The sequence below is a fragment of the Aquimarina sp. genome (assembly GCF_977115655.1).
The window spans coordinates 1-23,626 of the sequence record NZ_CDSBKO010000075.1; the positions used below are offsets into that span (position 1 = coordinate 1).

Consider the following 23,626-nt stretch of genomic DNA (forward strand, 5'->3'; position numbering starts at 1 on the left):
AACAGAAATATATAGAAAATTATCAACCAAATATTTGTTTTTAAGCACAGTTCATTCTAGCGTAGGCAGGAATCCATGATGGAAGTAAGGGGGGGTATATTTAATCCTCAAAAAGATACAGCTTAACTTAACGACATTGATAATCCGGGTGTAATCCCTTATATAGGGGGGATGGTTCTCTGGGGCTTGCCTTAAAAAAGGTGTACTTTCAAGAAATACATCTTGTAATATTGATATGTGTTACGTGTTTAAAATAATTGGTTATAAATATTTTACAGGTTTTATTTAAACTATTTGTGTAAATAAAAAATAGCTATAAACTGTAATCGTTTTTGTTGTTGTATTAAATAATTATTTGTGGTTCTTTGGGTAAAAAATATATAATGATTTTGGTATAGTTGCGGGATACCTGGTTAAAATACCTTTTATAGGTGTAGCTTTTGTTCTCTTGGTCTGCTTAAGGAATAGTAAAGGAAATGCTTTACATTTGACCCTCTCATTGTTGTTGGAAGATTCTGATACCTGAGTACAGAAAACGTATGAAAAAAGCTATTTACTTTATGCTTATTAGCGCTGTGTGTTTTACGGCTATGAATTTGCTGGTAAAACATCTTTCTCATTTTGGAGGAGGACAACTAGTGTTTTTTCGTGCGTTTGGTTCTTTGTTTTTTACGATGTCATTTTTGTTATGGCATAAGATTCCGGTATTTGGTAATCAAAAAAAACTGTTGGTGTGCCGCGGATTGGCGGGAGTTACTTCTATGGGGTTGTTTTTTGCTTCGGTACACTATTTGCCAATAGGCTCTGCGGTATCCTTACGATATTTGTCTCCTGTTTTCGCTACTATTTTTGCTGTATTTTTTCTTAAAGAGCGTGTAAAACCAATACAATGGATATTTTTTTTAATGGCTTTTGCAGGAGTGTTGTTAATTAAGGGATTTGATCCTAATATAAACTCTTTTGGTTTGCTATTGGTGCTAAGTTCTGCTGTACTTAGTGGGGTTGTATATGTGCTTATTAACAAAATTGGCAATAGAGATCACCCGGTGGTAATTGTAAATTATTTTATGTGGATATCGGTTATAGTTGGTGGTGTGTTATCTGTTTTTTATTGGACTATGCCCAAAGGAGTGGAGTGGTTTTTTTTACTTAGCTTAGGGGTTTTTGGGTATTTTGGGCAGTTATTTATGACCAAAGCTTTTCAGTCACAAGCAACAAATAAAGTGGTGTCTCTTAAATATCTTGAGGTTGTGCTTACTATGATTACAGGAGTATTCTGGTTTGCAGATGCGTATCCGTTTTTAAGTCTGGCAGGCACATTATTAGTGATCGTAAGTTTGATTCTTAGTGTTTTTTACAGGAGGTAATATACTTTTTTTCAATTAATTAGGTGTCATCACCTCCTTTGTTTGTTTATCAGGAAAAATCTTCTTTAAGGAAAAACATTAGTTTTGATTTATCTGTAAAGCTCTTGATAGTTATAATATCTCCGGTAAGTTTATTGTAAATAACTTGAACAAATAGTAGATCCAAATAAAAGAATGAATAGTAGAAATCCCGATTTTGATCATTGATCGAAAAAAGGTGGATACCTCTATCCCAGGTATCATGATATTTTGTGTCTAATTGTTGAGAGTTGAACTGCTGCTCATGTGTAATTTTGCGCATAGGTTATCAATTTTATAGTTTTGGGAATTTAAAACTACGGAAAAACCGTAATATAAACAAGGGAATTGTTTACAAAATACTGATAAGCAGTGTTTTCTTACAAAAAAAGAAGACGTTTAGTAGATATAAAACTATGGTTTATAGTTCTGTTCCAGAAAATTTTGGTATTCAATCATTAAGATTGCTATCTTATTTTAATTGGTATGGATAATACTAGTATTATCTATAGCCTTTTAAAGAAAAGTCGCTTATGCAAATTCTGGAACAGAACAGTATATTTATCTATTCAGTTCAAATTTTATTAATTTCTATTATACTATGTGTAGCACTGGTATCTCCGTATGAGTTACCATTAGTAGCTATAAAAACACGTCCTTTAGGAGAGATTACGATATCTCGTATACGGCCAAACTTTTTATCAAAGAAGGTTTCTTCTTTTGAAATAGAAGTTCCATCTGTATTTAAGGATAGAGCTACTATTTTTTGATCTTTTAATACCGTCATGATAAGTTTGTTTTTCCATTGAGGAATCCGATCATTAGTATAAAATATTAGATCTGAAGGGGCAATAGTAGGTGTCCAGTTAAAAATAGGCTCTATTACTTCTGTATTGGCAGCAAATGCTTTTTCGCTAGGAGTATCAATCTTACCATTAACCTCTGGCCACCCATAATTTTTACCTGCTTTAATCTCGTTTATTTCATCATCACTACTGGGGCCATGCTCAGAGCTATATAACTTACCGTTGGGGTGCCATACCAATCCTTGTGCATTTCTATGTCCAAGAGTGTATATATGGCTCCCGTTAAAAGGGTTATCGGCAGGAATACTACCATCTAAATTTAGCCTTAGGGTTTTACCGGCTAACGAATTTCTGTCCTGAGAAAGATTTGTGTTTCCTGCATCCCCGGTAGTCATAAAAAGATGCATATCTGGCGAGATAAGCAAACGAGACCCGTTATGATTGGCATTTGCAGGTATTTGATCCAAAAGGATTTTTTCATCGGTTAAAGTAGAATTAGAATACGTATATCTGACCAATCGTTCTAATAGGCGATTTCCTGCATCATAAGTGTATACTACATATACAAAAGGATTAGTGTCAAACTTTGGGTGATGTACCATACCAAGCAATCCGCTTTCGCCAACTTGAGCAACATTGGGTATGGTATATACTATTTCCTGTTTTCCATCATCGGGATTAATTCTGCTTATTTTACCATTTCGTTCGGTAACCCAAATAAAATTATCTGCTCCCCATACCAATTCCCAAGGAATACTTAATGTACTTATTATTGTTTTTGTTGCTTGTACAGGCTCACCTGTACCTGGATTAGGGGGAGTAGTAGTGGAGTTGTCATCATCTTTAGAGCAGAAAAATAGAAATAGAGATAATACTGCAATTCCTGTTAATTTTGTTAATCTTACCATAATGTTTTTGTTTACTATTTAATTAAACCAACAACCTCATAGAAAATCCATGAGGTATATTTTAAAAATATACTTTGTTTTTGAGGCAAGCCCCAAAACTAACCCTCCATACATGAAGGATCAGGCTTTAATGAAATAGTTAGGTTAGATTAAAAAATAAGGATTGAAAAAACCCATATTTCAAAATATAGTTTATTCTAAACTATAAATCTTATACATATAACTGCATTTCTTTTATTTTATTGTTTTTTGGGTGTTTTTCCTTTTTGTTTAGGGGTAATCAGCTGTAAATAAGATGATTATTTTGTATTATCTTTATTTGCAATTTCTTAAAACTCACTATCATGTCACACGCAACGGGTTCATTTATCTCTTTAGGGGGCTCTCCTTTTAACATAGGTTCTGCTTTTGGGGCTCCTAATAATGCTAACTTTTCTCACACCCCGCCACCAATCTCGGCGGGACCAACAAAATATATTATTCTTCATTTCGAAAACGCATCTTTTCCTGGAGCCAGCAGGTTAGAGGTAAATCTGGGGTATCCCTCTGGAGAAACCGATGTGTTTGATGCTGCAGATGGTTCTGATTTTTGGACACGACCAATTAATGTTAGTGTATTTCCGGGCGGAGAAATTCCTGTATTTTTTATAGCAGACGGAGCAGGTGGTGGAGTACAAATAACAGGATATGCCAGAGGTGAGCGACATGAAGAGGATGTCCCGGGAGGGCATCACGATAGTTTTTCTAATTGCGATCCTTTTTTTGTGAATGGAGATTACACCGAACCAGAATATGATCCTTTTTGGTTTTGCCATCAGCCACCACATTGGGATAATATCGCTTTGTTACCTAATGGAGATATACGAAAAACAGTTGCCGAAGGCGTAGGAATGCTGGTTAGCGTACATGGGGATCATGTATCTACATGCTCTGTAACACTTATTGCCAGTGATCTGGTAATTACCGCAGCGCATTGTATAGAAGATGAAAGCGATATCGCATCGATGTCTGTAATTTTTAATTATCAAACCACTAATGCGGGTGGGGTTCCTGTTGGGTATAGCCCTGTTTTTTATAAAGTTACCGAAGTTATAAATCATGGAGCATTGGGAGTGTCTGGCAATTTGGATTATTTGGTGGTTCGTATAAAAACACCACCTGGTGGTGTAGGAGCTTCACCAGTACCTATGCGTAGCACACGCCCAGCAGTAGGAGAGCAAGTGTTTGGAGTACATCACCCTAATGGTGCTGTAAAAAAAGTATCCCCATCTTTGGCAGATGGTTTTGCAGTGGTGCTACCAAACTCGGGAACAGGTAGAATTCCAACACAATTTGACGTTAGTGGGGGAACTTCGGGATCTGGTTTGTTTGATATGGCAGGACGATTTGTTGGAGTCTTGTCCTCTGGACAAGGAGGGCCTTTTGCGCCTTTACCTGCCGACCGAAACCCGGATTGTTTTATTAGTTATGCTGCATCTAGCGATATACTTAATGATATAGAAGGAGACACAACACCATCTGTAGCAAGAGATGTAATGCTGGTGTTGGACAGATCAGGGAGTATGTCACAAATTACCGATACCGGACTTACAAAGTTACAAGAAGCAAAAAATGCAGCAGCACTTTTTATACAACTTACCAGAACTGAAGGAACAGATCAAATAGGGCTTGTAACGTTCAGTTCTACAGCTTCTTCTGTGTTTGATTTAAACGATGTTAACCCTGCTAATAAAGATACTCTTATTGGCGATACAGCCCCGTTTACCAATGGTATTGTGGGCGGAATTACAGCAGGAGGAAATACCAGTATAGGTGCAGGGATTTCGGTAGCAAGAGATCAAATGAATCTTAATGGTATTGGTGAAAACCGCAGAACTATCTTTTTATTAACTGATGGTCTGCAAAATACCAACCCCTTGGTAGAAACTGTAGAAGGATCGATATTAAACACCGATATTTTTGCAGTAGGATATGGATCTGAGGCAGGGTTAAATGGTACGCTGTTAACTCAATTAGCCGAAAATCATAATGGTTTATATATGCGTGCAGGTAGTGGCTTAACTCTTTTAAAGTTTTTTGCGCTAACTTTTGGTAATATTTTTGAAGCAGGGACTCTTAACGATCCCGAGTATATTTTAAAAGCCAGTGAAGATCATGCAGAGCCACTTCCTTTTGTGGTGTGTGAAGAAACTACAATAACAGTGGTTTTGGGCTGGGAAAAACCAAGTGCGCCATTACATTTTAGACTACAAACCCCTTCTGGTACTTTTGTAAGTTTTACAGAACCAGAGGTTACTTCTTCTGCAGGGCAAACCTGGCGTTTTTTACGAGTATCCTTACCACATAATACAGAGCAAAACGGGCAATGGAATGTATTTGTGGATCGTATACGACCAGGAGGAGAGTTTCCGCCACCGCCAGAAGATGCACGTTATTTTGTAAACGTATTGGCAAAAGATGGGCCAGTAATGGTGCTTAAAAACAGAAAAAGAAGATACTATACCGGTCAAACCTATAACCCGTTGGTTGCAGTAGTTACCAAAGATGGTTTTAGGGTTCCTCATGCCAGTATACAAGTAACCGTTACCAAACCTACAGATGGTACCGGTAATATTCTGTCGCAGTTTCCTTTTACTAATACTACACAACAAGTAGATGGGGATATCCTGCCTGCACGTATAGTAGCTTTACAAAAAATTGAAAATAGTCTGGATGGGCAGCCTCTTATATCCTACCAAAATGAAGTATTGGATCTTGTAGATGATGGATCCCAAAAGGATGGAGCTATGGAGGCTGATGGTATATTTGGATTGCAATTACCAAATTTGTTTGCTCAAGAAGGGCATTATACCTTTAGGGCAGTTGCCAGCTATGGAGAAGATTGTCTGGGTACCAGAGAAATAGTATGGTCTGTACATGTAGTGCCGGGAGTAGATAGCACCAAAACCGATATAAGCATAGATATCTTAGAAACTTTAGCAAATGGCAAACAACGTATACGGATGATAGTAACTCCAAAAGACATTTACGGCAATCGTATAGGCCCGGGTAGGGTAGAGTTGATAAATCTTACCGCTATATCAGGAACAACGCTTATAGGGGCTGTAAAAGATAAAAATGATGGAAGCTATGAAGTATTAGCAGAACATAATCCTGTATCTGGCAGTACCCCCGGAGTTATTATTACACAACCAGACAGAGAGCCTGTAGTACTGCAAGAAAAAACCACACCAGATACCAGTACAAAATTACCATTTTGGTTGATCTGGTTGTTATTGCTTATAATTTTGATACTACTGCTGTTACTATGGTTTAGTTAGAAGACATTTTTTGGGATACCTCTATAAAAACTAACATAGCGCACAATCTTTATCAAAATGAAAGAGTACCCTTTTGCTAAATGTTTGGCAGGATTGCTTTGCGATAGTTGCTAGGATTCAAATTTCCAGGCGATAAACCTACTTTGTTTATTGCCCTGGTTCATATCGATTGTTTTATGTATTGCCTTTAGCTTGTCTAGTTGCTTGTATAGTTTAGATAGGTTTTCTTTTTTAGAAACCAAAGAGGTAAACCAGCCAACCTGAGTTTTAAAAGCTACACTTTGTTTGATCATTCGTTTAATAAACAAAGCCTCTCCACCATTGCACCATAGCTCGTTAGCCTGTCCGCCAAAGTTAAGTTCTAAAGATTTGGACACTTGCAGGTTTTTTAGCTTTTGTAGTGTTCCTTTAGCAGCAATTTCTTTAGAAGCATGAAACGGAGGATTACAGATGGTAAAATGATAATACTCTTTATCAAGTATAATACCTTCAAAAATATGAGCATTATCCTTTTGGTGTCTGATTTCTATTTTATTCGTTAAAGCAGATGTTGCTTTTACATTTTCCTGGGCAGAAGCTACTGCCATAGGATGAATATCTGCGCCTACCATATTCCAACCATAGATTTGGGCTCCCAGTATAGGATAAATACAATTGGCTCCGACCCCTATATCCAAACCTCGTATATTTTTTGGGGTAGTATCCTTATCTAGTATATCTGCAATATGATGTATGTAATCTGCTCTTCCCGGGATCGGCGGACACAGGTAATGTTCCGGGATACTCCAGCTAGTGATTTGATAATGATGTTTTAAAATAGCATTATTAAGTTCGAGAACTGCAATATGGTTTGCAAAATCAATGGTTTTGATACCGTAAGTGTTTACAAAAACGTAAGATAGCAAGGCAGGATGTGCAGTACTTAATGCTTCAAAATCGTACGAGGAATTATGAATGTTATTTGGGTGCAAAATATAATAAGGATTTCAATAGAATTAGAGAGTAAAGATATAGACAATTTGATAAAAGCGTTCCATTTTTGCTTTTGAACAAGAAAAAGTAGTAGCATTCTTACAAATTATTTTTCTTAGTGTCGAAAAACGAAACTACCATACTGTAATATTGTAGATTATTAATTTATAACAATAGTATAGTATGTCAAAGCAAAATTATGACGTAAAGTTAGTCGTATTAGAAGCAATATCTCAAGAAGAGGTGAAAAAACCAAAAAGCCCTGTAGATGTTTATTTACAGGAATCCGAAAATCTTTTTATTTGGGTACAAGAGGATAAAAAACAACTGGTAAATACAGGTTTAGATTGGAATGTTTATGTATTAGATCTACCAATTCGCACAGGTGCCTGCCGATATGCACAAGCCGTTTGGATGAAAGAACGATATAGCCAGGAGGAAGCAGCAAAAGAGTGGAAAGAAGAAGCACCCAAGGCGTATACATTTAGAAATGACCTATTGGCTGATTTTCGATTTGCATTTCGCAGGCGTTCTGATTTATTAGCAAGAGTACGTGCCATTGCCGATGGCGAAGGAGATGCAGATATGATACAGGATTTAATGGATATTAGTGTATTGGGTAAAGCAAATACCACCGAGCTACAAGCGGTTAAATATGATCTTACCCGTTTAGATCTTGCAGCACAAATGTCTAACGATCTGGCAGAATTACTGGCAAAAGCCAACGGAGCTACTATGGATAACTCTAAAGCCAAAGAACTAAGGGACAGAGCGTATACACACCTTAAAGATGCTATGACCGAGATTAAGGAAACTGGTAAATATGTATTTAGAAAGAATCCGGAACGGTTTAAAGGGTATATTAGTAGGTACAAAAAATAGAAAACCCTTGGTATTACTCGCCCGCGGAGTAGGTAAGGTGGGGCGCGCCACGCGCCTGCCTCTCCCATGCCCGCGGGTTGGTTATTTATACCCGCGCTCGGGTCAACCATGTCCGCGGGAGACCAAAAGTACTCCACGGGCGATTGACCACCCCACGCGCTTTGGGTTTCTACCTCCGCGCCCGACCAAAAGTACTCCGCGCCTAGGTAAATTATGTCCGCGCTTACATAAACATACTCCGCGCCTGTAATTTTTATGGCAGGGAACAGGTTTTTATAGGAAAGGATGGACTTCGAGAGCCTCAGTCCACCCGAATTCCTTGAAGGATGGACTTCGAGAGCCTCAGTCCACTCGAATTATTGAAGGATGGACTTCGAGAGCCTCAGTCCACGCGAATTATTGAACCTCACAGTCCACCAATCCCTGAAGGGCGAGGTTACTCGAACCCTGAGTTGGGTGAAACACTAGTAGGATGGACTTCGAGAGTCTCAGTCCACACGAATTATTGAAGGATGAACTTCGAGAGCATCAGTCCACCAATGGTAATAAATAAAAACCAAAATAGTATCTGCAATAAGGGTTTCCGTAATGACTTGTATAGGATTAATTATTATATTGCCTGTATGTTTAATCTACCCTCTGATTCAATTAACCAACAATGATTAAAAAACTTGGATACGCTACGTATCAACCTCTTACTATTTACTGTATATTAAAATTAAATATAGATCTGCCTTTAGATATGTCTAATAAAATAAAGACTACACTATGAGTATGTTATTTAACGAAGACTCTAGAGTAAAAATTCCTTCAATCCTACATTTAATTCAGTTGGGGTATTCATATCTGTCCTTAAAGAATGCTACTTGGGATCAAAGTACTAATATATTTACAGAAATATTTTTTGAACAGCTTACAGTAATTAATCCCAGGTTATCAGATGCTGATGTACAAAAAGTATACGATGAGATTTCTCTTTCTTTAGAAAATGAAGATTTAGGGCGTGCTTTCTACAATAAGCTAATGGATCAATCTGGTAGTAAATTAATCGATTTTGAAAATTTTGATAACAACTCGTTTCATGTCGTTACCGAGTTGCCGTATCAAAAAGATGACGAAACCTTTAGGCCAGATATTATTCTTTTAATAAACGGTATGCCGTTGGTGTTTATCGAAGTTAAAAAGCCAAACAATCGGGATGGTGTTTTAGCAGAACACAAACGTATGCAAACCCGTTTTCGCAATAAAAAGTTTCGAAAATTCATCAACCTTACCCAATTGATGGTATTTTCTAACAATATGAAGTATAGTGATGAGGATATACAAATGCTAGAAGGTGCTTTTTATAGCACTACCAATTATTATAAACCCATTTTTAATTATTTTAGGGAAGAAGAAGCATTTGATCTGAATACTATCCTAAAACCTATTTCTGACGAAGAGGAAACGTTTGTTTTAAAAGACACAAACCTTTTGAGTATTAAAAACTCCAAAGAGTTTCTATCTAATAAAATCCCAAATACAGCTACCAATTCAATATCAACATCTTTGTTTCAAAAAGATCGATTAAAATTTATACTACGATATGCGTTTGCTTATGTAGAAGAAGAAAATGGATTAGAAAAGCATGTAATGCGGTATCCACAACTATTTGCTACCAAAGCGATAGAAAATAAGTTAGAAAAAGGTATTAAAAAAGGAATTATTTGGCACACACAAGGATCAGGAAAAACAGCCTTGGCGTATTTTAATGTAAAACATCTCACCCATTATTATCAGAAAAAAAAGATTATTCCAAAATTCTACTTTATTGTAGATCGGTTAGATTTATTAACCCAAGCAGCAAAAGAATTTACAGCCCGTGGTTTGGTGGTGCATAAAATAGATTCTAGAGATGCTTTTACCAAAGACATAAAATCTACCGAAGTTATACATAATAATTCTGGTAAGGCAGAAATTACAGTAGTCAATATTCAGAAATTTAAAGATGATCCCGATGTAATCAAAAATAATGATTACAATCTAAGTGTACAACGTGTTTTCTTTTTAGACGAAGTACATCGTAGCTATAATCCCAAAGGTAGTTTTTTAGCTAATTTAGAATTAGCAGATAAACATTCTGTAAAAATAGGATTAACAGGTACACCACTGCTAGGTAAAGAATATAACTCTAAAACCTTATTCGGAGATTATATTCATAAATACTACTATAACTTATCTATTAAAGATGGCTATACCTTACGTTTAATTCGCGAAGAGATTGAAACCAATTATAAATTAGCCTTACAGCAAACATTAGAGGATATTAAAGTTCTGCAAGGTAATGCCGATAAAAAAACAGTGTATGCACATCACAAGTTTGTAGAACCTATGCTAGACTATATCGTTAAGGATATGGAGCAAGCCAGAATAGCCAGAGATGACAATAGTATTGGCGGCATGGTCGTTTGTGATTCTTCTGAGCAAGCAAAAATGATGCATGAAATTTTTCAGGAGCAATATGCAGATACCACAGAACAACCATTACATCTGGCAGCAGAGCCTACAGCAAGCTACGGAAATAAAAAGAAAGAAGATAGCAAAGTAACTACTGCACAAGTTATTTTGCACGATATAGGCACCAAGCAAGACCGCAAAGATTGGGTGTCTGATTTTAAAGCAGGAAAACTAGATTTTCTATTTGTATATAATATGTTGTTAACAGGTTTTGATGCCAAACGTTTAAAGAAACTATACATTGGTCGTAAAATTAAATCACATAACTTATTACAAACCCTTACCCGTGTAAACAGAACCTATACAACACATAAATACGGTTTTGTGGTGGACTTTGCAGATATCCAAAAAGAGTTTGATAAAACTAATCAAGATTACTTTAACGAATTACAAACGGAGCTGGGGGATGAAATGCAGCATTACTCCAACCTGTTTAAATCTGCTGAAGAAATACAAAAAGAGATCGAAGAAATAAAAGACATTCTTTTTAAATTCAATACAGAAAATCCTACTATTTTTGGCGAGCAAATTACAGAAATCAATGATCGCTCGGAAATACGACAAATCGCTAAAGCCCTAAATAATACCAAAGAGTTGTATAATCTGATTCGATTGTCTGGTAATTTTGAGTTATTAGAGAAATTAGATTTTAGAACACTAACTATATTGGCACGATTGGCCAATGACCGTTTAGGAATCATCAATACCAGAATTGCGCTGGAGACCAATGTAGAAACGGATAATCTCCTAAACATAGCCTTAGAAGATGTCATCTTTGCTTTTACCAAAGTAAAAGAAGAAGAAATGGTATTGGCAGACGAATTAAAAAACACCTTGCAGCGTACACGCGAAATGTTGGGCGGTAATTTTGATCCTCGGGATCCTGTTTTTGTATCCTTACGAGAAGAGTTAGAACGGTTATTTAAAAAGAAAAATTTAAGTGAAGTTTCTAAAGAAGAGATGGAAGCCAATATAAAAGCATTAAATGAGATCTACGATAAAGCAAAAAAGCTAGAAAGAGAAAACCAATTATTAAAAGCAAAGTATGATTATGATGCTAAATATGCACGCATACATAAACGCTTGATGCAAAAGGATCCATTAACAGAAAGCGAGCGCAAACTGTTCGAAGCATTAAAAGGGTTAAAAACCGCAGTAGATAAAGAGATATTGCAAAACGCTAAGATTCTCGAAAACGAGAGTTATGTAGAAAAAATGGTGATGCGCCTGGTGATTAATCAATTTAAAAACGAACAGAATATCGCTATTACTACTACAGATGTAAGACGTATTAATAGCATTATCGTAAAAGAATACATGAACGAATACAACGGTTACGTTGCATAAAAACTAAGAATGACTACAAACCAATTTGAAACCCAAACCAAAGCACTCATAGACGATCTGAAGAGCGTATGTGCCAATTATGGTTTAGGAAATGACGGAAATGAATTTAAAATTATTACTCAGGTATTTTTATATAAGTTCTTAAACGATAAATACGTTTACGAATTAAAACAACTAGAACCTGCATTGGCAGCAGCAGATAATTTTGACGAAGCCTTAAAACAATATGGGGAGGATGATTTAGAAATGCTAGCAATGCAAATTAGCGAAAACACCGCTCGTATTGCACCCAAAAACTTTTTATCCCGTTTGTTTGAACAACAAAACAAAGACAAGTTTGCCGATATTTTTGACCAGACCCTGTTAGATATTGCCAAAGAAAACAACGATATTTTCTCGGTATTGACACAAGGGGGAGAAAAAGTAGTATTGTTCGAAAATATAAGTAAATATGTTACCGATAATAGAGATGCCTTTTGCAAAGCACTGGTAAACAAACTTACTGCTTTTAGTTTCGAACATATATTTACACAGAAGTTTGATTTTTTTGCCACCATTTTTGAGTATTTAATCAAAGATTACAACACCAATAGTGGCGGTAAATATGCAGAATACTTTACACCGCATGCCGTAGCCAAAATTATGGCTGCTTGTTTGGTAACAGAAGATGATGTAAGTAATGTAACCTGTTATGATCCTAGTGCAGGATCAGGAACTCTATTAATGAATATTGCACACGCTATTGGCGAGGATAAATGTACCATTTACTCCCAGGACATTTCGCAGAAGTCCTCTGCCTTATTACGTTTAAATTTGATTTTAAACAATCTGGTACATTCTATACGAAACATTATACAGGGGAACACCATTCTAAAACCCTATCATAAACAAGAAAACGGACAATTAGAGCAGTTTGATTATATCGTATCCAACCCACCGTTTAAGTTAGATTTTAGCGATTATAGTGCAGATTTAGACAGTAAAGCCAATACCGAACGTTTTTTTGCAGGAATACCTAATATTCCTAAAACCAAAAAAGAATCGATGGCTATTTATTTGCTGTTTATACAGCACATTATGCACAGTTTATCTGCTAAAGGAAAAGCAGCCATTGTAGTACCCACAGGATTTATCACCGCACAATCTGGGATCGATAAAAAAATCAGACAAAAACTGGTAGAAAGCAAAATGCTGGCAGGTGTAGTAAGTATGCCCTCTAATATTTTTGCGACTACGGGTACTAATGTTAGTATTTTGTTTTTAGACAAAACCAATACCAAAGATGTGGTGTTGGTAGATGCCTCTAACTTAGGAACCAAAGTAAAAGAAGGGAAGAACCAAAAAACGGTATTAAGCGAAGCCGAAGAAGACCAAATTATAAAAGTTTTTAATACTAAAGAAGCCAAAGACGATTTCTCTGTGGTAGTGTCTTATGAGGATATTAAAGCAAAAAACTACAGCCTAAGTGCAGGACAATATTTTGAAGTTAAAATTGAATATGTGGATATCACTGCCGAAGAGTTTGCTGCCAAAATGAAAGGTTTTGAAAGTAATTTGGAAACTTTGTTTGCGGAGTCTAAAAGTTTGGAGAAGGAGATTCAGAAGAATTTAAAAGGGTTGAGGTATGAAAGTTAAAACTCTTGAAGAAATAACATTAAAAATAGGCAGTGGGGCAACACCTCGAGGAGGACAAAGTGCTTATAAAACTCAAGGAATCTCTTTAATTAGAAGTCAAAATGTATATGATTTTTGTTTTTCAAGAAATGGATTGGCGTTCATAGATGAAAAACAAGCTAAAAAATTAGATAATGTTACTGTAGAAAGTGGAGATATTCTTTTTAATATCACAGGTGATTCAATTGCAAGAACTTGTATTGTACCTAACGAAATATTACCTGCAAGAGTAAACCAACACGTAAGTATAATAAGATGTAAGGATGATTATGATTCTAAGTTTATAAATTATTATCTCATAAATTTAAAATCATATTTGTTGCAAATTTGTGGAGTTGGTGGAACTAGAAATGCTTTGACTAAAGAAGCTTTACAAAAATTACAAATAAGAGTTCCTTCTACTCAAAAACAAATCGCCAAAGTCTTATCCGATTTAGATGCAAAAATAGAAGTCAACAATAAAATAAATCAGGAATTAGAAGCGATGGCAAAAACGCTGTATGAGTATTGGTTTGTACAGTTTGATTTTCCTATAAGTGAGGCGTATGCGAAACAGATAGGAGATCTCTCCATGAAAGGTAAACCATATAAATCATCTGGAGGTAAGATGGTATATAATGAAGAGTTGAAACGTGAGATTCCTGAGGGGTGGGAGGTTGATTCTTTTTCAAGTTGGATTAAAAATGATAAAAGTGGAGATTGGGGGAAAGAAACAGAACAAGGTAACTATGTAAGCAAAGTTTCTTGTATTCGTGGTGCAGATTTAAATGGTTTAAATGGAAAAGGAGAAGTGAAGTCACCAACGCGTTTTATCTTAGAAAAAAATAATCATAAACTATTAGAAGTAGGAGATTTTATCATTGAAATTTCTGGAGGTAGTCCAACACAATCTACAGGTAGAATGGCTTTCATAACTAAAGAAACTTTAGAGCGATTTGAAAATCCTTTAATCTGTTCCAACTTTTGTAAAGCAGTAACTCTTAAAGAAGAAAAAGCGCTTTATAATTTTGCTTACGAATGGAATAGGTTATACGATGCTGGTATTTTATTCGGTTGGGAAGGAAAAACGAGTGGTATTAAAAATTTGCTATTTGAATCTTTTGTAACAAATCATCAAGTAGCTATTCCTGACTCTAAAATTATAGAACAATTTAATGAAAAAGCAAAACCAATACACGCACAAATTCAAACGAATCTAAAAGAAAACCAAAAACTCTCCGAGCTTCGAGATTGGTTATTGCCTATGTTAATGAATGGGCAGGTGCGCGTGGCGAATCCCGGTAAAGACCAAGATCTAAATAAAGCATACAAGCAGGTAGAGAGCAAGTTGGGTATGGTTGCGGAGAAGGGGGATACATATGGTAACTAAACCATTAGGAATTTCTAACCCTTTAATGATGTATTATATAGTTAAATTAGGTAAGAATTGAGACCGTTTAGGAAGTAGAGGTAATAAAATTCTAACAAAGTATAGAATGCTGCATAATCTACGAGTAGATTGAGTTAAAATTACTAAAACAGCAGAGGATCATTTTGCAGATTATATTGAAAAAAATCACAACTCAAGAGTATATTAATAAGCCTTTTAAATATTCTAGAGAGATATGACATTAATAATATATAAACCACTTTTAAAACCATGGTAGCAAACCAATTAGCACTTAACAGTTTTTTAACCAAAAACAAAACGCAATTTGTAATACCAGTATACCAACGTAATTATGATTGGATACATCCGCAATGCAAACAATTACTGCATGATATTATTATAGTAGGAAGTAAAGAAGAAACAGAAAACCATTTTATAGGAAGCATCGTATTTATTCATGATGGAATCTATACCACAGATGAGGTAACCCCATTGGTGATTATCGATGGACAACAGCGATTAACTACCATAACTCTCTTGTATCTGGCATTATATAGGTTTGCATTAAACCATGACATGGAGGAAAAAGCTGCCGAGATTAATGAAACCATACTTATTAACCGTTTTGTAAAAGAAGAAGGGAATAAATTAAAATTAAAACAAACAGATCTTAATGCCAAAGCATTTAAGTACCTGTTGGCAGATAATGACCCCGCTAACTATCCTGAATATTCGCGGATAATAGAAAATTATAGTTTCTTCTATAAAATGATTACTCCAGAAAATTTTGATATTCTTACCACAGGACTTAGTCGTTTATTGTTTGTAGAAATATCCTTAGAACGAGGTAAAGACGATCCGCAACGTATATTCGAAAGTCTAAACTCAACTGGATTAGAACTATCCCAAGCGGATCTAATTCGCAATTATATTTTGATGGGATTAGAACCTAAAAAGCAAATAAAGATCTTCGAAAACTATTGGGATGCTATAGAAACTAATGCTAAAGAAGAAACATCTATAAAAAATAGAGTGTCAGATTTTATTAGAGATTACCTTACTATTATCAATAATAAGATACCTAATAAAAATGCAGTGTATGAAGAGTTTAAAAATAGATTCCAAAAGAGGGACGATAATTTTTATAATAGTACACTAAAAAAAATAAAAGAGTATGCCATCATTTATAATAAGATCGTAAACCCTGATAAAGAAAAAGATAAGGCTATCAGAAAAGAGTTAAACGGGATAAAACAATTAGAGATCAATGTTTCTTATCCATTTTTAATACCTGTATATGATGATTACCTAAAAATGGTATTGGATAGAGAAACTTTTATTGGTGTATTGCAATTGGTGCAATCTTTTACCTGGCGTAGGTTTATAGTTGGTTTACCTACGAGTGCTCTAAACAAAATATTTATGTCTTTGTACTTAGATATAAATACAGAAGAGTATATTCCTTCATTAGAGCGATCATTACTAAAGAAAAAAGGGACACAACGATTTCCAAATAATGAAGAAATAAAAATAGCACTAAGAGATAAAGACCTATATAATACACAGGCTAAAAACAAAAACTATTTCTTCGAAAAAATCGAACATCACAATAATAGAGAATTGGTAGATATAAGTGCTCCAACGATAACTGTAGAACACATATTTCCACAAACCCCAGATGCCAAATGGAAAGAACAATTGAATATAGAAGAGTATAAATTTTTCTCAGAACGATTGTTACATACCATTGGTAACTTAACCTTATCTGGTAATAATGGCTCCTTAGGTAATAAATCATTTATAGATAAAAAAATGATGAATACCGATGGAGGTGAGCAAGGATATGTATATAGTAGTTTATGGCTTAATAGATATTTGCGGGAAATAGACACTTGGACAATAACAGAATATAACGATAGGTTTAATGATATTTATAAACGTTTTCTAGATATCTGGAAATATCCACAAGTGGAAGCTCTATTTACGGTTACAGAAGAAGAATATAATATTTTTAATGCTCCTGAGCCTAAGAACAAAAGGTTAGAATATTTTAACTTTAGAGATGAAGTTATTGTAGGGGACGAAATTAGTAAAATGTATTACTACATATTGGAAAAACTTTTTATAGAAAGTCCTGCTAAATTTTTGATGACGGACATTAAAGACGCTATTGGATTAACAAAAAATCCAGAAGAATTACGTAGTCCATATCCTATAAGTGAAACTTATTATATAGAAACAAACATGGATAGTAATAATAAGTTCAGAAAATTAAAATTAATACTTTCGACATTTGAGTTAGAAGATGAATTATTGATTAAGTATGCAGAAGCTAAAACTTTAGAGATAACAAAATAAAAGATAAAGATTTTAGTGTATGATTAACTACAATAGAACTCTAACCATCCTAATAATCCTGGGAGTAGTAATGAGCCTAACAAGCTTGTTCTTATCTGTTTTTATAACCGTATCAGATAGTGATTTTTTACTAACCATAGGATTATGGTTGATTGAGGTAGCAGGTATGTTTTTATTATTACGTAATGGTACGTTTCTTAAAACCAAGTATTCTCGCATTGCAATGGGGTTAACAGGGCTGATGATTATAGGAGCATTGTTTACTATTATGCATTGGTCATTCCAAAATATACTATTACTCATCGGATGTATCGGTATTGTGTTCTCTTACTTGTTACATTTTGTTCAGAAACCCATTAAAAAACGATTAGATTACCTTAAACTCTTATGGGTTGTTGTAAAATATATTGGTGGATTATTTGCTCTAAATCATATTATTACTACAGAGTATCAAATCCTAACTTTGGTATTAATGCTTCTAGCACTTATGGATTATATGTTACCTAGGATTAAGAATAAGACATTGTTTGAGTAGTTACCGATGACAGATAACTTAGGATCATATTTAATAATTATTGGTTTAACAGTATTTGTAATATATCTTTTAATACAAGGATACAGATCGAGTATATGTCCAAAATGCAAAGCAGATTATTTTAATATTGCTAAAACAAAACAAGAGTATTTAGGGGAAGACTTTGGTAAGCCTAAACAGTATATTTTTCGTAATTATTATAGCTGTAGAAAATGTGAACATAAATGGACAAAAGATGTCTATGAGTCTAGGAATAATTAATTCCCCATTCCCGAAGGGTGAGGTACTCGAATCCCTGAGTTGGGTGAAACACTAGTAGGATGGACTTCGAGAGCCTCAGTCCACGCGAATTATTGAACCTCACAGTCCACCAATCCCTGAAGGGCGAGGTTCTCGAACCCTGAGTTAGGTGAAACACTAGTAGGATGGACTTCGAGAACCTCAGTCCACCCGAATTATTGAAGGATGGACTTCGAGAACCTCAGTCCACTCGAATTATAGAACCTCACAGTCCACCAATCCCTGAAGGGCGAGGTTCTCGAACCCTGAGTTGGGTGAAACACTTTTGTTGTGATTAATATTACGTTTACAGATAGCAAGGATTAGGTTCAGGCTACAGAAAATTTATAAAAAACAACCAAAACAAAGGAGTATTCATTGATGATTGGTTAAGGTTCAATTTTGAAAATATACATAGAAAAACACAACAGTTTTTGAGGTTAAATTTTTTGTAATCAAATTAAAATCACTCCTGAATAATCAATTTCTTGAAGTCCGTTCCCTCTCACAAAATTGGCTAAATACAAATTAGTTATTATCAAAAAACTTTTTGTTGACACAAACAAGATTTGTATGATCTATCAATACTAATATAATAAATATCACCTTATAAATTAAAAACAGGCTAGTTTGGCATTTTTAATAATACAAACAAGTAATCTGAAATAGTTTTGCAATTAAAGCCAGAGATTAGAGAATTAATCATCGACCACAGAACAAAATTTTATGACCAGATCACACCAACTATACCATTTTAACTTTAAAAACCATGCATATAAAAGATTGAATTTATTTTTCAGGCATTCAAGGTAAAAGCTTGTGTCGTACTTGATCTGGTATAAAGCCCGTGGAAAGCCTTAATAAAACGTTAAACCAATTTGAAATTGCCAGATATTGTATAAATTAATTCTAAACTAAAAAACTAAAAAAATGAACACAAAAACTAAACTAAAGATGCTTTCCTGTATAGGATTAAGCCTGGGGCTAAGTACAGGGTGTAATACTCCTAATATTGACCAAGTCAATGAGGATGACCTAACAGATGTTTCTTATAACACAAAAAGCGATCTGGCAGATTCATATAGACCAGATAATATGGAGTTAATTTTCCATTCCGGATTTCAGCCAGGAACACAAATGGTAGATCCTATTCCCTCTCATAAAGCAGATTTAGAGGGAATTGACTATAGTTTACAAGAAAAAAATGATTGGGATGCATTTGATGACCATCCTAATATTGGGTATTTTAATTTTCAACTAAAGGATGGAAATGTAAACGATAGAAAAGTAGAACTTATTTCAGACCCAACAGCTTATAATATAATAGGCAAAAGGAATACGGTATTGCACTACTGGCTAAAGAATGCAAGAGAAAACAATAATAGAAAAGGACGTGTTGAAGCCAATATCGCTCATGCTAAGGGTTTGAATAATTTTTATGCATCGCAAAGATTATTTCTGCATAAAGATTTTGATATATTAAAATCTTATGAGCACAAAATCACATGGCTTACTATTCAAGAATTTTGGAATAACCCTAATTGGGATGACTCGGAATATCCTTTTAGGGTAACATTAAGTATTAATAAAAAAAGCTCTGGCACTGTAGATGAATTATATTTTAATATAAAAGCACAGACATATAACCCCCTGGAAAAAGTTTTTGATACTATATGGACAGACACAAATGCCTCGATTCCTGTGCCTGTTGAAAAATGGTTTAAATTAAGTACTCATTTTATAGAAGGAAATGAAAATACAGGAAGGGTAGTAGTTAAAATTATGGATGAAAAGCAATACGAACAAACGCTTTTTGATGTTACTAACTGGACTACGCATCCTGAAAACCCAGAAGTATATGATGGTGTGCCCCATTTTAGTTCAATGAAACTATATACCAAAGATAGTATCATAGATCACGTTAGAAACAATGGAGGAGTATTGCAAATGTACTGGGACGATTTTGAATTATGGAAAAAAAAGGAAAAAGATTCATTTAATGGCAGGTAATTTATAATTAGATCTTTACTCCATTTATTGTTTTAATAAATGGAGTAAAGACAATTAAATAGCTCGTAAATGATTTCACCAGATTTCCTTTATTAAGCAAAATACCTTAAATTATTTTGTAGTTCAATATATCCAATACCATTGTTTTATATACATTTCCTATCGGCAATGATTTTTTGTAGATGGAAATATAAGAATTTGTATAGCTGGTAATTTCGTTTATGTTTACAATATAAGACCTGTGGATCCTAACAAAGCTAGAAGGCAATCTTTTTTTGATGTAGCTTATACCTGTGTGGGTTATAAGCGAATCATTTTTTGTATGATTTTTAAGGCTTTCGATATAACCAATTCTTGATAGTTGTATTTTTAAATTCTCCCTTTCACTCCTTACAAAAACAAAGTCCGTATCATTCGTCTTTGTATAGTCAGAAACTTCTTTATATTCCAGAAATTTGTTGTTTATACGATATACTTTTGATATTGCCTGAATAAAACCTCAAAGTCCACTAATCCCCGAACCCTGAGGTACTCGAACCCTGAGTTGGAAGTAAGGAAAGAATACTAGTGATATTTTACTTAGTTTTGTGTAGTATTCAAATAAAACCTACAAATCTCATGATAACCGTACAAAAATTATTTTTAAAAGAACCGTTAGCAAGCACCTTGCGCGAAGTAGATAGTTTTGAGGTTACTAAAAAAGGTATTGTGGGAGCAAAAGTAGCTTTGCCACAACGGCATATTTTGATTTTAACGACTGAGATAATAGAAAGATTTGATTTAGAACCAGGAGACCTTAAAGAAAATATAATAATCGATGGTTTGGATATACATGCACTATCTTCTGGAACAGTAATACAAATAGGAGAGGTACAAATACGTTTAACCTATCATTGTGAGCCCTGCAAGCAAATAAAAGATGTAGTAGATCTTAAAAAAATAGAGCACCAACGTGGGTATTTAGGTATGGTGCTTAATAAAGGAGAAATACAAATAGGGGATACGCTTACCGTATTAGATATTACGTATGATAGTATACCGTATACTATAAAAGATAGAATTATATGGTATTTGGATCAGCAGGAAAACCCTGTGAGTATAAAAAAACTTGCTTATGAGATTAGTGTGTCTCCTTCGTATTATAGGGCTATCCCGAATATGTTAAAAAAAATGGATCCTAAGTATATGGATCTGGTGGATTATCCTTCTAAAAATAAGCAACCATCTTTGTTTGATTAGGTAAATTCTATATATTAAGGTTTTGTAATGTCAGTCTGAGCCTGTCGAAGACCAATAAATCTACATTGTGATACTATAAAAGTTTTTTCTTAGCTAAACGATATTGCTAATTAGGGGTATTATAACCGCTAGAAAAATTGCAAGAACATTTATATAATATCTAATCCTATAGTTTAGAAATCTTAATAAAAAATATATTTATACTTTGACATAATCTGGTTGATCTGTATAATTTTGGTGAAATATGAATTATTATATCCGATTTTATGAAGCTTTCTAGTAATTATAGAACTATTCATATCGTTTTTTTATGATACCCAATAGAGTTTAATAACTCGTCTGTTTCTGCAATCAGGATATCAGAAAGTTCTTCTAATATTTCTTCATTAGTAGTATAATTAGGCAGTTTATATGCAAAATGATACTCTTCTTCTACCCAGGTATCAATACCAGCTTCATTATGTTGTGCTTGTGCTTCGATTTTATCTAATGCATGGGCAACTCTGGATTCTATAGTTTCATTTTTTTCGTATTCCCACCACAAATCATAAAAGCTTTCTCCTACCAGAGATGGGAGTTTAGCTTTTATTTTTTCTATAGCTTTTATCTCATTTATTTCTTTTAGCTTTTTTATTTGGTCACTTTTCACCGATTCGGTGATTGGGATATCTCCGGCATAAATTTCAACCAGATCGTGTACAATTATGATTTTAAGAAATCGCTCAACATTAATCTTTTGTTTTAAATATGGCTCTACCATTAATGCTAATAATGACATACGCCATACATGTTCTGCAACGCTCTCTGTTCTGCCATCAGATAGGTAACTATGCCGTAATTCTACTTTTAATTTTTCTGAGTCTGCCAAAAAATCTCTTAATAAAAAGGCGATGTTAGTTTTCATTTCTTTTCCATTTTATATATCCGTAGACGGATTGTATCATATACACCAAAAATAAAAATGCTGAGGAATAAATATCTTTATATATAAAATAAGTTATCCACAGTAAATTTACTATCCCCCAGATTACATATCCGCTTTTATTTTTGTTAATTACTAATTGCCCTCCAATAAGACTACCAAAAGCCAGTACCCAGGATAAGTTATCTATATTCATATTGTTTTTGGTATAGAGAATGTTGTTTTTGCGGCGCTTATAAAGTCTGGTTTATGTCCTAATATTTTTTCAGTATTGTTTAAAGAATGTTGCCAGATATTTTTGAACATATCTTCTTCCATATCATGCATGTTCATGTGTGCTAAATGCAGAATATTTGCAGGGCTTTCTTTCATTTCCCAATCATATAGGGGTTTTGGTTTTACTCTAAAAGCTATTTCGGTAAAAGGAGTTTGTCTTGTTTTTGGAAAAAAAGAAAAAGAACCAAATCCGGTAACCCATGATAATTTATCTTCTACTTTTACTCTAAATCCAAAACATTGAAAATCCTGGTAATCTGTTTTTATAGTAACTATGTTTTTACAATTTTCGAGTGTATGTATTAAGGAGCATAAGTCATACACTGTTTTTACCGTAGGAAACACAAGAGATACTGTGGATATCCCATCTTTTTGAATGTAATACCCTATAGCTTCATCTATTTCTTTTGAAGTATACGAACATAAAATTTTATGTTCCCATTCGTAATTATCAGGTTTTTTTGCAGCAATAGATGAAAAAGCGCATCCTGCTTTACCTCTTTTATGAAATATAAGCTGTTTTTCGATGATTTGTTCTTTATTCATTAGCGAGCTATATAATATAGATTAATAAATTTTTTGTTTTGTAATTAAAACAGGAGATTATCCTCCACACATTAAACAATCGTCATCTTTATTGTTGCTTTTAGATTGTTGTATTAATGTTTGGTATTCATGTATAGGAACTGGTTCTTGATATGGATTTGTTTGTGTTGTAGTTTCTTTTGTATTTTCACTTTTAAGTGTAAACTTAATGGCATCTACTGCAGATTTTGTTCTTAAATAATACATCCCTGTTTTTAAACCGCTTTTCCATGCATAAAAATGCATCGAGGTTAGTTTTGCCA

The 23,626-nt window shown here is 34.3% G+C and carries 19 protein-coding genes; 11 read left to right on the forward strand and 8 right to left on the reverse strand.

The genetic code is table 11. The annotated features are described in order from the left end of the window. The first annotated feature begins 539 nt into the window (after positions 1-539). On the forward strand, positions 540-1,367 hold the full coding sequence (locus ACZIYX_RS21410; RefSeq protein ID WP_462684303.1) for a DMT family transporter: 828 nt from the start codon (positions 540-542) through the stop codon (positions 1,365-1,367). Positions 1,368-1,416: 49 nt separating this feature from the next. Here the strand turns inward: ACZIYX_RS21410 and ACZIYX_RS21415 are convergent, their stop codons facing one another. Both ACZIYX_RS21415 and ACZIYX_RS21420 read right to left on the reverse strand, forming a co-directional pair. Further along, entirely contained in the window at positions 1,417-1,668 is a 252-nt protein-coding gene (locus ACZIYX_RS21415) for a hypothetical protein (RefSeq protein WP_462684304.1), read from the reverse strand. Positions 1,669-1,959: 291 nt separating this feature from the next. Next, on the reverse strand, positions 1,960-3,099 hold the full coding sequence (locus ACZIYX_RS21420) for a PQQ-dependent sugar dehydrogenase (RefSeq protein WP_462684305.1): 1,140 nt from the start codon (positions 3,097-3,099) through the stop codon (positions 1,960-1,962). A gap of 344 nt (positions 3,100-3,443) precedes the next feature. On the opposite strand from ACZIYX_RS21420, the gene ACZIYX_RS21425 reads away from it, so the two are divergent. Continuing rightward, positions 3,444-6,419 (forward strand): VWA domain-containing protein, encoded by a 2,976-nt coding sequence (locus tag ACZIYX_RS21425; RefSeq protein WP_462684306.1) that lies wholly within the window; start codon positions 3,444-3,446, stop codon positions 6,417-6,419. Between the two features lie 110 nt (positions 6,420-6,529). Here ACZIYX_RS21425 and rlmF read toward each other — a convergent pair whose 3' ends face one another. Next, positions 6,530-7,390 (reverse strand): 23S rRNA (adenine(1618)-N(6))-methyltransferase RlmF, encoded by an 861-nt coding sequence (gene rlmF, locus ACZIYX_RS21430; protein WP_462684307.1) that lies wholly within the window; start codon positions 7,388-7,390, stop codon positions 6,530-6,532. A 184-nt stretch (positions 7,391-7,574) separates the two neighbouring features. On the opposite strand from rlmF, the gene ACZIYX_RS21435 reads away from it, so the two are divergent. The 8 genes from ACZIYX_RS21435 (at position 7,575) to ACZIYX_RS21470 (ending at position 20,341) form a co-directional block, all read left to right on the forward strand. Further along, entirely contained in the window at positions 7,575-8,273 is a 699-nt protein-coding gene (locus ACZIYX_RS21435; protein ID WP_462684308.1) for a hypothetical protein, read from the forward strand. Positions 8,274-9,041: 768 nt separating this feature from the next. Further along, positions 9,042-12,116, forward strand: coding sequence for a type I restriction endonuclease subunit R (locus ACZIYX_RS21440; protein WP_462684309.1), 3,075 nt, complete (start codon positions 9,042-9,044; stop codon positions 12,114-12,116). Positions 12,117-12,125: 9 nt separating this feature from the next. Further along, positions 12,126-13,751: an HsdM family class I SAM-dependent methyltransferase gene (locus ACZIYX_RS21445; protein WP_462684310.1), complete on the forward strand. Its 1,626-nt coding sequence runs from the start codon at positions 12,126-12,128 to the stop codon at positions 13,749-13,751. Beyond that, complete coding sequence (locus tag ACZIYX_RS21450) at positions 13,741-15,159, forward strand: restriction endonuclease subunit S (RefSeq protein WP_462684311.1); 1,419 nt, start codon at positions 13,741-13,743, stop codon at positions 15,157-15,159. The genes ACZIYX_RS21445 and ACZIYX_RS21450 overlap by 11 nt, the downstream gene beginning before the upstream one ends. A 270-nt stretch (positions 15,160-15,429) precedes the next feature. Continuing rightward, positions 15,430-17,517 (forward strand): DUF262 domain-containing protein, encoded by a 2,088-nt coding sequence (locus tag ACZIYX_RS21455; RefSeq protein WP_462684312.1) that lies wholly within the window; start codon positions 15,430-15,432, stop codon positions 17,515-17,517. Between the two features lie 19 nt (positions 17,518-17,536). Then, positions 17,537-18,052 carry a hypothetical protein gene (locus tag ACZIYX_RS21460; protein WP_462684313.1) on the forward strand — a complete coding sequence of 172 codons (516 nt, stop codon included), beginning with the start codon at positions 17,537-17,539 and terminating at the stop codon, positions 18,050-18,052. Positions 18,053-18,058: 6 nt separating this feature from the next. Continuing rightward, positions 18,059-18,313, forward strand: coding sequence for a DUF6671 family protein (locus ACZIYX_RS21465; protein WP_462684314.1), 255 nt, complete (start codon positions 18,059-18,061; stop codon positions 18,311-18,313). Positions 18,314-19,261: 948 nt separating this feature from the next. Continuing rightward, complete coding sequence (locus ACZIYX_RS21470) at positions 19,262-20,341, forward strand: hypothetical protein (protein ID WP_462684315.1); 1,080 nt, start codon at positions 19,262-19,264, stop codon at positions 20,339-20,341. A 106-nt stretch (positions 20,342-20,447) separates the two neighbouring features. On the opposite strand, the gene ACZIYX_RS21475 is transcribed toward ACZIYX_RS21470, so the two are convergent. Then, on the reverse strand, positions 20,448-20,834 hold the full coding sequence (locus ACZIYX_RS21475) for a LytR/AlgR family response regulator transcription factor (RefSeq protein WP_462684321.1): 387 nt from the start codon (positions 20,832-20,834) through the stop codon (positions 20,448-20,450). A gap of 125 nt (positions 20,835-20,959) precedes the next feature. Between ACZIYX_RS21475 and ACZIYX_RS21480 the strand changes: the two genes are divergently transcribed. After that, positions 20,960-21,580, forward strand: a complete 621-nt coding sequence (locus ACZIYX_RS21480) for an MOSC domain-containing protein (RefSeq protein WP_462684316.1) — start codon at positions 20,960-20,962, stop codon at positions 21,578-21,580. A 295-nt stretch (positions 21,581-21,875) separates the two neighbouring features. Here the strand turns inward: ACZIYX_RS21480 and ACZIYX_RS21485 are convergent, their stop codons facing one another. From ACZIYX_RS21485 to ACZIYX_RS21500, 4 genes are all read right to left on the reverse strand, one after another. After that, the gene (locus ACZIYX_RS21485; RefSeq protein WP_462684317.1) at positions 21,876-22,484 is read right to left on the reverse strand and encodes an HD domain-containing protein; all 609 of its coding nucleotides are present in this window, start codon (positions 22,482-22,484) and stop codon (positions 21,876-21,878) included. Then, the gene (locus ACZIYX_RS21490; protein WP_462684318.1) at positions 22,474-22,698 is read right to left on the reverse strand and encodes a nicotinamide mononucleotide transporter; all 225 of its coding nucleotides are present in this window, start codon (positions 22,696-22,698) and stop codon (positions 22,474-22,476) included. Before ACZIYX_RS21490 ends, ACZIYX_RS21485 begins: the two co-directional genes overlap by 11 nt. Continuing rightward, positions 22,695-23,324: a hypothetical protein gene (locus ACZIYX_RS21495; protein WP_462684319.1), complete on the reverse strand. Its 630-nt coding sequence runs from the start codon at positions 23,322-23,324 to the stop codon at positions 22,695-22,697. Before ACZIYX_RS21495 ends, ACZIYX_RS21490 begins: the two co-directional genes overlap by 4 nt. Before the next feature lie 57 nt (positions 23,325-23,381). Then, positions 23,382-23,626, reverse strand: a 245-nt coding sequence (locus tag ACZIYX_RS21500) for a hypothetical protein (protein WP_462684320.1), incomplete at its 5' end; no start/stop codon positions are given.